This is a genomic window from Halomonas sp. NO4 (assembly GCF_010994375.1).
Taxonomy (GTDB): Bacteria; Pseudomonadota; Gammaproteobacteria; order Pseudomonadales; family Halomonadaceae; genus Halomonas.
Window position 1 is genome coordinate 15,089 of record NZ_WHMA01000003.1, and the last position, 12,387, is coordinate 27,475.

13 protein-coding genes are annotated in these 12,387 nt (G+C 69.3%); 6 read left to right on the forward strand and 7 right to left on the reverse strand.

The window, feature by feature from the left end; translation table 11 throughout:
* Positions 1–40: 40 nt before the first annotated feature.
* From FEF15_RS03170 to thiE, 3 genes are all read left to right on the forward strand, one after another.
* On the forward strand, positions 41–385 hold the full coding sequence (locus tag FEF15_RS03170) for a hypothetical protein (RefSeq protein ID WP_163557692.1): 345 nt from the start codon (positions 41–43) through the stop codon (positions 383–385).
* Between the two features lie 38 nt (positions 386–423).
* The gene (locus FEF15_RS03175; protein ID WP_346427854.1) at positions 424–870 is read left to right on the forward strand and encodes a C40 family peptidase; all 447 of its coding nucleotides are present in this window, start codon (positions 424–426) and stop codon (positions 868–870) included.
* Positions 871–952: 82 nt separating this feature from the next.
* Positions 953–1,567 carry a thiamine phosphate synthase gene (thiE, locus tag FEF15_RS03180; RefSeq protein ID WP_163557696.1) on the forward strand — a complete coding sequence of 205 codons (615 nt, stop codon included), beginning with the start codon at positions 953–955 and terminating at the stop codon, positions 1,565–1,567.
* On the opposite strand, the gene FEF15_RS03185 is transcribed toward thiE, so the two are convergent.
* The 6 genes from FEF15_RS03185 to FEF15_RS03210 all read right to left on the reverse strand — a co-directional run bounded on the left by FEF15_RS03185 (position 1,557) and on the right by FEF15_RS03210 (position 7,906).
* Positions 1,557–2,432 (reverse strand): DMT family transporter, encoded by an 876-nt coding sequence (locus FEF15_RS03185; protein WP_163557698.1) that lies wholly within the window; start codon positions 2,430–2,432, stop codon positions 1,557–1,559. The two genes, thiE and FEF15_RS03185, sit on opposite strands and share 11 nt — an antisense overlap.
* A 173-nt stretch (positions 2,433–2,605) precedes the next feature.
* Positions 2,606–3,919: a D-alanyl-D-alanine carboxypeptidase gene (locus FEF15_RS03190; RefSeq protein ID WP_163557699.1), complete on the reverse strand. Its 1,314-nt coding sequence runs from the start codon at positions 3,917–3,919 to the stop codon at positions 2,606–2,608.
* A gap of 152 nt (positions 3,920–4,071) precedes the next feature.
* Positions 4,072–4,884 carry an ABC transporter ATP-binding protein gene (locus tag FEF15_RS03195; RefSeq protein ID WP_163557702.1) on the reverse strand — a complete coding sequence of 271 codons (813 nt, stop codon included), beginning with the start codon at positions 4,882–4,884 and terminating at the stop codon, positions 4,072–4,074.
* Positions 4,881–5,984: an iron ABC transporter permease gene (locus FEF15_RS03200; RefSeq protein WP_163557704.1), complete on the reverse strand. Its 1,104-nt coding sequence runs from the start codon at positions 5,982–5,984 to the stop codon at positions 4,881–4,883. Before FEF15_RS03200 ends, FEF15_RS03195 begins: the two co-directional genes overlap by 4 nt.
* 27 nt (positions 5,985–6,011) lie before the next feature.
* Positions 6,012–6,989 carry an iron ABC transporter permease gene (locus FEF15_RS03205; protein WP_205598473.1) on the reverse strand — a complete coding sequence of 326 codons (978 nt, stop codon included), beginning with the start codon at positions 6,987–6,989 and terminating at the stop codon, positions 6,012–6,014.
* Between the two features lie 47 nt (positions 6,990–7,036).
* Positions 7,037–7,906 carry an ABC transporter substrate-binding protein gene (locus FEF15_RS03210; protein WP_240454066.1) on the reverse strand — a complete coding sequence of 290 codons (870 nt, stop codon included), beginning with the start codon at positions 7,904–7,906 and terminating at the stop codon, positions 7,037–7,039.
* Between the two features lie 270 nt (positions 7,907–8,176).
* On the opposite strand from FEF15_RS03210, the gene FEF15_RS03215 reads away from it, so the two are divergent.
* From FEF15_RS03215 to FEF15_RS03225, 3 genes are all read left to right on the forward strand, one after another.
* Positions 8,177–9,115, forward strand: a complete 939-nt coding sequence (locus FEF15_RS03215) for a LysR family transcriptional regulator (protein WP_163557709.1) — start codon at positions 8,177–8,179, stop codon at positions 9,113–9,115.
* A gap of 156 nt (positions 9,116–9,271) precedes the next feature.
* Positions 9,272–11,497, forward strand: a complete 2,226-nt coding sequence (locus FEF15_RS03220; RefSeq protein ID WP_163557711.1) for a TonB-dependent receptor — start codon at positions 9,272–9,274, stop codon at positions 11,495–11,497.
* 182 nt (positions 11,498–11,679) lie between these two features.
* Positions 11,680–11,871 carry a DUF2061 domain-containing protein gene (locus FEF15_RS03225; RefSeq protein WP_163557713.1) on the forward strand — a complete coding sequence of 64 codons (192 nt, stop codon included), beginning with the start codon at positions 11,680–11,682 and terminating at the stop codon, positions 11,869–11,871.
* An 11-nt stretch (positions 11,872–11,882) separates the two neighbouring features.
* On the opposite strand, the gene FEF15_RS03230 is transcribed toward FEF15_RS03225, so the two are convergent.
* A complete protein-coding gene (locus FEF15_RS03230) occupies positions 11,883–12,311 on the reverse strand; it encodes a hypothetical protein (RefSeq protein WP_163557715.1) in 429 nt (142 codons plus the stop codon).
* Between the last annotated feature and the right edge of the window lie 76 nt (positions 12,312–12,387).

Below are 12,387 nucleotides of genomic sequence, written 5' to 3' on the forward strand. Positions count from 1 at the left end.
AGTGGAAAGGACCGCTGTCATCACCACGAGGCACCACGCCATGACCGCAATCGACATGCAACTCGGCGATCACATTACCCTCAAGCAGCTCTCCTACGCGCTGCACCACGGCCTGTCGCCCATCGTCGAGGTGGAGTCCCAGGACGGCATCTACATCGTGCGATTTCACCATGCCAACGGCATCTCCGAGCTGTCGGACGCCCAGGGCAAGACCTGCACCTTCACCGGCACCGGCGAGATCCAGGACCTGCTCGGCGACATCGGCCTGACCCACGGCATCCTGACCTGGGCCGACCAGTGCGGCGACGAGATGATCGGGGTGCCCGGCCACGCCATCACCCCGGACGAGATGCTCGCCTACGGCACGCGCATCGCCTTTCGCTGATGGTGAGCCGGGCGCTGCGGGGCCACCTGGCTCCCCTCGTGCTGCTGCTCGCCCTGGTGGCGCTGGCCGGCTGCGCCAGCCGGGATCTGGCCACCCGGGACAGCGACGCGCTCAGCATGGAACGGGCGCTGATCCTGGCCGAGGCGAAACGGACCCTGGGCACGCCCTACCGGCTGGGCGGCAACAGCGAGCGCGGCCTGGACTGCTCCGGTCTGGTGCAGCTGGCCTACGCTCGTGCCGGCATCGATCTCCCGCGCTCCTCCCGACAGCAGTTCCGCCATCTGCCGCGCACCGACGCCGCCCGCCCCGGTGACCTGCTCTTCTTCGCCACCGGGCGCGGCAGCAAGCCGAGCCACGTGGGGATCTATCTGGGCGGCGGCGAGATGATCCATGCCCCCGGGCGCGGGCGCCGCGTCGAGACGACATCGATCGACCTCGCCTACTGGCGCGAGCGCTTTCTCGGCGCCGCTGCCCCCGCCCCCTGAGCAGACCCTTTACACACGCAGGAGCGGCGGGGATAGTGCCCTTCTCGCACCCCCGCCATTTGGCCCGTACTGGAGCTCACCGATGCGCCTGGACCTTTCCCTCTACCTGATCACCGATCCCGTACTCTGCGCCGAGCGTGGCCTGGTGGAGACCGTGGTGGCCGCGGTGCGCGGCGGCGTGACCGTGGTACAGCTGCGCGACAAGCACGCCAGCGACGGCGAGCTGATCGACCAGGCGCGCCGCCTCAAAGCGGCGCTGGCCGGCAGCGGCGTGCCGCTGATCATCAACGACCGCCTCGCGGTGGCCGTGGAGAGCGGCGCCGACGGGCTGCACCTCGGCCAGGACGACGGCGAGGTGGCCGAGGCCCGCGCCGCCCTGGGCGAGCGGGCGATCCTCGGCCGCTCGGTGCAGACCCTGGCGCAGATGGCGCGTGTCGATGCCGAGCGGCTCGACTACCTGGGCCTGGGCCCGGTATTCGCCACCGCCACCAAGCAGGACCATGCCGAACCGCTGGGCTTTGCGGGGCTAGCCACCCTGGTCGCCGCCAGCCCCCTGCCGGCCGTGGCCATCGGCGGCCTCAAGACCGAACACGCCGCCGCGGTGCGCGACGCCGGGGCCCAGGGCCCGGCGGTGATCTCAGCGATCTGCGGCCAGCCCGACCCGGAGGCCGCGGCGGGCGCCTTCTTCACAAGGTAGGCCGCCGCTTCAGCGTGGTGCGGCGGTCGTGGTAGGCGATGGCCAGGCCGCTGCCGATGATCACCGCACTGCCGACAAAGACCCAGAAGTCGGGCATCTCGCCCCAGAACCACCAGCCGAGCAGCACCGCCCACAGCATGGCGGTGTAGTCGAAGGGGGCGGCGATGGCCGCCGGGGCGAAGCGGAAGGCCAGGGTGATGCAGGCCGTGGCGCCCACCCCGAACACGCCGGCAGCGAGGAAGCCCCACCAGTGCCCGGGGTGGGGCGGCTGCCACACCAGCGGCAGGCTCAGAGCCGTGATCACGAGCGGCACCAGGTTCATGTAGAAGACCATGGCCCAGAGATGTTCGCGCCCTCCGTAGCGCCGCGAGGTGATCATCAGCAGCGCATAGAAGACGGCGGCACCCAGCATGGCCAGTGCCCCGGGGTGAAAGCTCTCGCCGCCCGGGCGCACGATCACCAGCACGCCGACGAACCCCAGCAGCGAGGCCGCCAGCACCTGTCCATCGACGCGCTCACCGAGCAGCGGCACCGAGAGCAGGGTGACGAACAGCGGTGCGGCAAAGGCGATGGCGGTGGCCTCGGCCAGGGGCAACAGCGTCAGCCCCAGCACGAAGCAGCCCATGGTGCCGGTATAGATGAGCCCGCGCATCAGGTGCACGCCGGGACGCCGCGTGGCGAACTTGCGCAGCCCGCCGCCGAAGTAGGCCAGCAGCGCGATCAGCGGCAGCGACACCAGGGTGCGGAAGAAGATGATCTGCAGCGGCGAGTGCACCTCGCCCAGCCACTTGGCGATGGCATCGCCGATGGCCAGGCAGAGTACCCCGGCACACATGAACAAAATACCCTTGAGCGACGGCGACATCACGACCTCCCTTGGCCTTCCGGGCACGCGACCAAAAAACCACCCCGCCGACCGGAGGGGTCGGCGGGGCTGATTGGTTCCCACGCTAAGGGGTTACACCCGCGGGGGCAAGGGGGCGTGCCCGGCGCGTCGCGGTCGGCAACGCCCATGCCGCCGGGGCACGGGCGATGGCATCAATTGTGAGCCACCACCAGGCAGTCCATGCCCTGCTGGCGCAGGCTCTGGCAGGCGGTGCGGGCGTCGCTCTCCTGAAGGTCGACCAGCCGCGCCCGGAACACACGCGGTGCCCCCTGCGCCTCGGCGATGGCCACGCGCACGTCGTTGAGCTGGCTGGCCAGGGAATCGGCCGCCCGTGCCGCCAGGCTTCGAGCCTGGTCGACATCGCTGAAGGCTCCGACCTGCACCGCCCAGGCACCGCCAGGCGAGGCCGGGTCGTTGCGCGCCAGCAGCTCACGGATAGGATCGTCGGCGGAGCCCATCTCGGTGTCCGGCTCGGCCAGCAGCGCCGAGGCCTCGGTCCGGCCGGTGGCCAGCGACTGCGACCAGGAGGGGATGGTCTCGGCCAAGGTCAGCTGCGTGGCGGGCGGGGTGGCCGGCAGCGGCTCGGGCAGGGCCATGCGCTCGCCGGACAGATCGGCCTTGGCGATCCAGTCGCCGCGCTGCTGCAGCGCGAGTCGCACGTAGCCGCGGTCGAGCAGGTCGGCCATGTGCGCATCGCGCGAGGCCGCCGTGAAACCGCCCATTACCACCGAAAGGACACGGCGGCCGTTGCGCACCGCCGAGGTCGCCACGTTGAAGCCGGAGGCGCGGATGAAGCCGGTCTTCAGGCCGTCGGCACCGGGGTAATTGTCCAGCAGACGGTTGTGGCCGGTGATGGTCTTGCCGTTCCAGTGGAAGCGGGTGCGAGAGAAGTAGTGGTAGTGCTGGGGAAAGTCCTTCATCACCCGCAGTGAGAGAATGGCCATGTCTCGCGCCGTGGTGACCTGGCGCGCGTCGGGCAGGCCATGGGGATTGCGGAAGGTGGTGCGGGACATGCCCAGCTCCTGTGCCTTGCGCGTCATCATGGTGGCGAAGTGCTCTTCACTACCGCCCAGCGCCTCGGCTACCACCACGGCCACGTCGTTGGCCGACTTGATCACCAGCGCCTGGATGGCCTTCTCCACGGGAATGGTCGACCCCGCCTTGAGATAGAGCTTGGAAGCCGGCTTGGAAGCCGCATAGCTCGAGACCGGCAGCGGCTGATCCAGGGCCAGGCCGCCATCCTCGAGCGCCTCGAACACCAGATAGAGCGTCATCATCTTGGTCAATGACGCCGGGTAGCGGGTGGCGTCGGCGTTGGCGGCATGCAGCACGTCGCCACTCTCGGCATCGACCACGATGGCCGCGTAGCGCGGATTGGCGTGGGCGGGTTTCACGGCCAGCAGCGCCAGGAAGCTGAACAGCACGACAACGACCGTGCCGAGACGAACTCGGTAAGCGGGGCTCATAACTCGCACCTCTGTTCCCTTGAAGGTTCCCTACTGCCCTTCTTTTACGGTTTGGGGCAGGCTTCAGTATGGCTGCCCAGCGGCCAACCAAGCGTAGAAAAAGCGCGTCTTTTTTGCGATATACCAACGCAAACTCCGCACACATCACTTATTTATGTAGTGCGGGACGCTGCCTGGCGCAAATTAGCCAGCAGCGGTGCACCGCTCACCGGGTCAGGCACGAGGGTGCAGTCGATGCCGTAGAGACGCCGCACCAGCGCCGCCGTCACCACCTCCCGCGGCTGGCCGGCGGCCACCAGCCGCCCTTCGTACAGGGCCAGCAGATGATCGGCGTAGCGGCTGGCGCTGGTGAGATCGTGAAGCACCATCACCACCGTGCGCCCCACCGCGGCCAGTTGCCTCACCAGGTCGAAGACCTCGACCTGATGGCCCAGGTCCAGGGCCGCGGTGGGCTCGTCGAGCAGTAGCAGCGGGGTCTGCTGGGCGATGGTCATGGCGATCCAGGCGCGCTGGCGCTGCCCGCCGGAGAGCGTGTCCAGGGCGCGGTCGGCCAGGGCCTCGAGGCCGGCGGCGGCCAACGCCTCGCCGACCACCCGCTGGTCCTCGGCGGACCACTGGCGCCACCAGCCCTGGTGGGGCTGGCGACCGAAGCGGATCAGGTCGCCCACGGTGAGGCCTTCCGGGGCACTGGCCTCCTGGGGCAGCAGCGCCAGGCGCCGCGCCAGCTCGCGCGCCGGCAGCCGCTGTATGTCACGGCCATCGAGCAGCACCGCCCCGCCCTGCGGGGCGTGCAGGCGAGCCAGTGCCGCCAGCAGGGTCGACTTGCCGCAGCCGTTGGGACCGACGATGGCCGTCACGCGGCCTGGCGGCAGGGTCAGATCCAGGCCGTCGATGACCGGAGTTCGGCCATAGGCCAGGGTGAGGTCGCGAGCGCTGAGCGCAGCGGAAGGCTCGTCGGGTGTCATATCGCGCTCCTGCGGGCGGGACGAATCAGTATCCACAGCAGCCAGGGCCCACCGACCACGGCCGTGACGATGCCCACCGGCAGCTCGATGGGCGCCAGCAGCAACCGCCCGGTGAGGTCGGCGAGCACCATCACCAGGGCCCCGGCCAGGGCCGAGGCCAGCAGCGGCACGCCGCGCGGCGAGGTGAGCGAGCGGGCGATCTCCGGGCCGATCAGCCCCACCATGCCCACCGGGCCGGCCACCGCCACGGCCAATGCCGTGAGCAGCACCGAGAGTGTGAGCACCTGCCAGCGGTGCCGCTTGAGCCGCACCCCGAGGCCGCGGGACACGGCATCGGAGAAGCGCATCAGGGTCAGCGAGCGGGCCAGGGCCAACGCCAGCGGCAGGCCCACGGCAAGACCGGCGGCGAGGGCCGCCACGGCATGGCCGGGACGGGCGTTGAGGGTGCCCACCGTCCAGGGATAGGCGGCGTTGGCGGTGTCGATGTCCACCCGCGCCAGCAGCAGCTGGGTGACGGCGCCGAACACCGCGCCGATGCCGATGCCGGCGACGATGAAGCGGTAGCCGCGGGTGTCGCCGCCGCTGGCCAGGCCGAAGGTGACGGCCGCCGCGGTGGCACCGCCGGCCAGCGCCATGGCGGGCGGCGCCAGCGACACGCCGAGCCCCACCACGGACGCCACGGCGAAGGCGGTGGCGCCGTTGTCGATGCCGATGATGCCGGGCGTGGCCAGGCGGTTGCGCGCGAGCGTCTGCATCAGGCAGCCGGCCAGGGCGAAGGCGGCGCCGGTCAGCCAGGCCGCCGCGAGCCGCGGCAGGCGCAGCTCCTGGACCAGAAACAGGGCGATGGGGTCCCCCTCGCCTGCCAGCGCGCGCACCACCGCGCCCGGAGCGAGTCGCTCGCTGCCCAGTGCCAGGTAGGCCAGCGAGGCCGCGCCCAGGGCGGCCAGCAGCGCCAGCGCCACGACCAGGGCCCGGCGCTCCACCAGCAGGCTGCAACGCCCCACCGCCAACCGCCAGCGGCCGGGGGGTGGCGACACCGCGATATCGGGGTCGGGGGCGGCACGCCGGTCAAGATCAAGGGCAAGAGACGAGTCCGACATGACGGCTCCGGCTACATAGCGGGTCGGCTAGAGGGTTGGCAGGCGGCGCGCGCGCACCACCGCCACCAGCACCGGGGCGCCGACCAGGGCGGTGAGCACCCCGATGGGCAGCTCGGAAGGCGCCACCACCCGCCGCGAGACGACGTCCGCCACCAGCACCATCAGCGCCCCCAGCGGCAGGCAGAGCCACAGGGCGCGACGGATGTCGGGGCCGACCAGGGCCCGGGCGGCGAAGGGCACCACCAGGCCGACGAAGGCGATGGGCCCGGCGACGGCGGTGGCCGCGCCCACCAGCAGCGCCACGACGAAAATCACCAGCAGACGCACCCGGCCGGGGTGGTGGCCCAGCCCCGAGGCGACCCGCTCGCCCAGCGCCAGGGCCGCCAGCGGGCGTGCCACCAGGGCCGTGATGGCCAGTGCCAGGCCCAGGCTGGGCAGCACCGCCAGCAGGTCGTCCAGACGCCGGCCGGCCAGACTGCCCACCACCCAGAAGCGGATCTCGTCGGCGGTGCGCTGGTCGAACAGCAGCAGCAGGGAGGTGAGCGAGGCGAGCAGCGCCGAGAAGGCGGCCCCGGCCAGAACCAGCCGTACCGGGTCGTTGCCCAGACCGCGCACGCGCACCACGGCGAGCACCGCCAGACAGCCCACCAGAGCCCCGACCTGCCCCACGGCGATGCGCAGGGTGGCGGCACTGGCGTCGAGCCACAGCGCCACGGCCACGGCGAAGGCGGCGCCGGCACTGACCCCGAGCAGCCCCGGCTCGGCCAGGGGATTGCGCGACACCGCCTGCAGCAACGCCCCGGCCACGCCCAGGGAGAGTCCCACCGCCACGCCCACCAGGGTGCGCGGGCCACGCAGCGATGCCACCACGAAACGGGCCTCCTCGTCGCCGCGCCCCACGAGCGCCGCCAGGGCCCGCCCCGGCCCCACCTCGCCGGCGCCCAGCAGCAGGCTGGCCAGGGCGGCAACGGCCAGCAGCGCCGTGAGCCCCAGACAGAGACGCACTTGCCCCGCCGAACGGCGGGGCCAGGGGTAGCCAGCGGCTTCCGACTTCAAGGCAGCAGCGCCGCTTCGATGTCGTCGAGGATCGCCTGGGCGGCCAGCGGGCCGTTGGCGCTGGTCCACAGCTGGCCGTCCACCGGCACCACCCGGCCGTTCTTGACCACCGGCAGACGGGCGAAGGCCGGCGACTGCTCGGCGGCGGCAAGCGCCTCCTCGCCCTCCTCATTGAGGGTGGCCAGGAACAGCCAGTTGCCCTGCAACTGCGAGAGGTTCTCCAGACTCAGCGGATCGCTGTGCACGCCTCGGGGGTTGACGAGGCCCGCGGCGTCCACGTCGAGGCCCACCTCCGCCAGCAGCCCGCTGGAGAAGAGCGCGCCGGACATCACCAGCGGCCCTTGGGGCATCCAGCGCACCAGGTTGGCGCTGCCGCCCACCTCGGCCTCGACCAAGGCATCGGCCAGTGCCGCCGCGCGCGCTTCCACGTCGGCAATGGCGGCCTCGATCGGCTCCTCACGGTTCAACGCCTCGCCGAAGAGCCGCGCCTCGGCCTTCCAGTTGTCCGGAGCGAGTTCGCGGGTCTCGGGCACCACGGTGGGAGCGATGCACGACAGCAGGGCGTACTGCTCGTCGGAGAGCTGCGGCGGGGCGAGGATCAGGTCGGGGCGCTCGACCAGCACCACCTCCAGGTTGATCTCGCGCACCACGCCGACGATGGCCGGACGCACCTCGCCGAGATGCGCCTCGATGTAGCGAGCCACCCCATCGCCGCCGCGGGTGGTCACCGCCCCTACCGGCGTGACACCGGCCGCCAGGGCGGCATCCAGGGCGCCTTCGTAGAGGGTGACGACGCGCTCGGGGGCGTCGGGCACCTCGATCTCGCCGTGGGCGGTCGCCACGCTGGCGGCCTGGGCGGGGGCCATGCCCAGCCCCAGCGTGGCGGTGAGCCAGATAGCCAGCCGACGCCGGAGACAACCGGGTCGCGCGGTGGGCGCAGGGTGCATGGGAGAACTCCTTTGACACGGGGCCGTGTGCGGCAGGGATCAGGCACGGAATAATAATGATTATCATAATCGAGGTCGACCCTGGACGCACAACGCCTCGTTGCAAGATGCGCAACGCCGGATCACGACTACCTCAATGAACGAGAATTATTTATAATAAGACGTTCATCCGGGAGCTTTGCCATACCCATGTACAATCTCGACGAGCTCGCCGCCTTCGTGGCGGTCATCGAGTCCGGCAGCCTCACTCGCAGCGCGCAGCACCTCGGCCTGGCCAAGTCGACCCTGAGCCGCCGCATCAGCCAGCTGGAGCGGCAGCTGGGCCAGACGCTGCTGCGCCGCCAGTCCAATCGGTTGATGGCCACCGAGTCGGGGCGCCTGTTCCATGACTACGCAGCCCAGATCCTGGCCCTGGCCGGCCAGGGCCAGCAGGCGCTCGACGAGCTGCGCGAGGAGGTGAGTGGCGAGCTCGTCGTCGAGTGCCACGACGCCCTGACGCGCAGCTGGCTCTCCCGGGAGCTGGCGCGCTTCATGGACCTCTACCCCGGTATCCGCCTCACCCTGCGCTCGCGACACGCCCCACCACGCGCCGCCGATAGCCAGGCGGTGATCCTCTGGCTCGGCGAGGTAGCCGACAGCGAGCTGCGCCAGGAAACGCTCGCCTGGCTGGCGCGCGGCCTCTACGCCCACCCCGATTACCTGGCTCGCCACGGCCACCCCCAGCATCCGCGGGCGCTGGCCAATCACGCCTGGATCGACCTACTGGGAGAAACCGAGGCGGGCTTGCCGCTGACCCATCCGCAAGAAGGCGAGTACCGCTTCCAGCCGCCCCGCTCGCGCTTCCGTGTCGACCAGTACGTGCTGCATGGCGACGCCATCGCGCGGGGCCAAGGACTCGGCCTCATGCCGCACTGGCTCGCCGCCAAGCGCGAGGGGGCCCACCCCGGATGCCTGGCACGCTGCCTGACCGATTGGAGCGCCCCGCCGCTGCCGGTGACGCTGCTCTACGCCTACGGTCAGCGCCCGCGCCGGGTCTCCGCCCTGCTCGACCATCTGCGCCAGCACCTGCCGGCGGCCTGGGCAACCCCGGAGCCGCGCTGCGCCGCAGGCGTGCCCACCCCGACCTGACCTCGCCTCGCCTCGCCTCGCCTCGCCTCGCCACCGTTGCCAATCGTGCAACGAGACGTTGTGCCCTTTCGCCCTCAACGCGGGGAACTTTTCGCACTAGAATCTCCTGCGCATTTGATAATCAATATCATCAAGTCAGCAATAGCAGGTGCTCCCATGCGTTTTCCCCGCCGTAACACCCTGGCCATGGCCGTCACGGCCGCCGCCGCTACCCTTGCCGCCAACAGTGCCCATGCCCAGGAGGACGACCGTCTCGACAGCATCGTGGTGACCGCCGCCGGCTACGAGCAGGCACTTCAAGAGGCACCGGCCAGTATCTCGGTGATCACGCGTGACGAGCTCGAGAAGCAACGCTTTTCCAACATCGCCGAGGCGATCAAAGATGTGCCCGGCGTCGACGTGCGCGCCGGCACCGGCAAGACCGGCGGCCTGAACATCAGCATGCGCGGCATGCCCAGCGACTATACGCTCATTCTCATCGATGGCCGCCGCCAGAATACCTCGGGTAGCGTCACCCCCAACGGCTTTGGCTCCACCTCCACCAGCTTCATGCCGCCGATGTCGTCCATCGAGCGCATCGAGGTAATCCGCGGTCCCATGTCGACGCTGTACGGCTCCGATGCCATGGGCGGGGTGGTCAATGTCATCACCCGCAAGGTGGCCAGCGACTGGACCGCCTCCATTGCCGTCGACAACACCTTCCAGCAGGATCGCGACGCCGGCAACAGCTCGACGCTCAACCTCTATACCTCGGGCCCGCTGGTGGCCGATACTGTCGGGCTGCAACTCAGGGGCCGACTGTTCGACCGCGACGGCTCCGAGCGGCTGATTCCCGAGAGCACCGGCCGCGACCCGCGTCCCGTCGAGGCCCGCATCTACTCCATCGGCGGTCGGCTTAACGTCACGCCGGACGATACCCACGAGCTGTGGCTCGACCTGGAGCGGGCCCGCCAGGTCTACTCCAACGATGACAACCGGCTGGGCACACGGGACGGCACCAATCGAGCAGGTGAACCCGCTCCCGGAGAGTTCAACGGCTACGGAGAAGAGCTACGTTTCCATCGTGACCAGGTCGCCCTGGGGCATACGATGCATCTCTCCGCCGGCACGCTGGAGAGCAGCCTCACTCGCAAGACCACCGAGACCCTCGGCCGGACCCTGCCGCCGGGCAGCAATGCCGAGTACGGCTATCAGGCCGATGGCGGCGAGCCGCGGCTGCTGGAAAACACCGACCTGATCTTCGATACCAAATTCGTTGCCCCGCTGGGCGATCATGTCCTGAGCGTGGGGGCGCAGTACATCGATGCCGAACTGAAGGATGGCGCTGCGGGCAACGAGACCTTCCAGCAGGAGAGCTGGGCGCTGTTCGCCGAGGATGAGTGGTGGCTGCGTGATGACCTGGCGCTGACGGTGGGCGGCCGCTACGAGCACCACGACGCCTTCGGCGGACATTTCAGTCCGCGCAGTTACCTGGTGTGGAACACCACCGACCGGTGGACGCTGAAAGGGGGCGTCAGCCGCGGCTACAAGACCCCGACGCTCAACCAGCTGCACGACGGCATCACCGGCTTCAGCGGACAGGGAACCATCGTCAACGTGGGGTCACCTGACCTCGAGCCGGAGAAGAGCACCAACTACGAGATCAGCGCCGGCTACGACAACCAGCGCGACTTCAACGCGACGGCAACGCTCTTCTACACCGAATTCGAGGACAAGATCGCCGGCTTCGACGCCTACAACTGCAACTATGACGGCAGCGACAGCGACTTCGGCTCGGCACTGAGCCCGGTACCGGCCAACTGTTTCGACCTGGTGGGTTTCGACAGCCAACCCGAGGTCGGCCGTGAAAAGAACCTGGACGAAGCCCGTACCCAAGGCCTCGAGCTGAGTGCCAGCTACCGCGTCAGCCCGGCGTGGGAACTCAGCGGCGGCTATACCCTGACCGATACCGAAATCACCTCCGGGGAAGCGGAGGGGCTGCTACTGACCAATACGCCACGGCACAAGCTCACCACCAGCCTGACCTGGGACATCAACGACCGCTGGAGCACCACCCTGGATGGCGAGTACTACTCCTCGCGCGAGCGCTTCCCGGGGGGCGTGCCCACCTCAGAGTCCAACCTCTCTCTCTATGAGCAGCTGGGCAACAAGCTCGACGGCTACGAGCTGTTCCACCTCAGCAGCACCTATCGCTTCACCGACCGGCTGCGCCTGACCGGCAAGGTCTACAACCTGCTCGACAAGGACTTCGGCGAAGCCGATGCCTATCAGCACAATGGCAACACCGAGTACGCCTATCGTTACACGCGTACCTGGCGAGCCACTGAAGGCGTCTATCTGGACGGTCGCAGCCTCTGGCTCTCCGCCATCTACGAGTTCTGAGCCGAAACGTCGCGCTCCTTGGCTTACCGATCCTTGCCCCGGCCATGCCGGGGCCTTTTCGTTGCGACATGGCGATGCCAATGATTGAGCCCAGCTATCAGGACCATCCGCATAATCCGTTTACGTTATAGCGCCCCGGCACCTACCCTAATGAACATTATTCTCACTTCTGGAGACCTGCCGTGAAGAAGACTGCCACCTTTGCCCTTGTGCACTTCTGCGTGGCCTTCGGCGTTACCTTCCTGCTCACCGGCAGCTGGGTGCTCGGCGGCATGGTCGCCCTCATCGAACCCGCCGCCAACACCGTCGCCTACTTCTTTCACGAGAAGGCGTGGGAGCACCTCGCCCGCCGCCGCGCGCTCGTGACGAGCTGAACGCGCCCCGCTCAGGGCGCCTCGTCGAGCCTCAGGTGCACCCAATAGCGATGGTCCTGATCCGGGCAGCGGAGTACTGACAGACACGCATGGAGGTCATGGGTACGCAGGTACCAGGTGCCGGCCGCCAGCCTTTCCTCGATGCGGAAGTTGCTGCCGCGGCCGCTGGTCCAGTCACGGGTGACGATCTGCCCCTCGCTGTCGCGCAACACGCCGGCGGGCGTGGTGGCGTGATCGCCGGGGAAGGTCTCGCTCTCCAGCACCACCCGCGCCGGGGCATCGAGCGTGAAGGTGAAGAGATAGGCTCCCGGCGCCATGACCTGGTAGGGCTCACCAGGGCGCAGTTCGATGGCCCGTTCGCGCGGGTCCTGCACGGCGGCACAGCCGGTCAGGATCCCCAACAGGGCAATAGCGACGAACAACCGTGACCCAGGATACATGCCAGCCTCCTCTTTCCGGATAGGCGGTGAAGCCACGTCCCTGAGACCCGCGAATGCCGTTCACGACTCCCCGCAC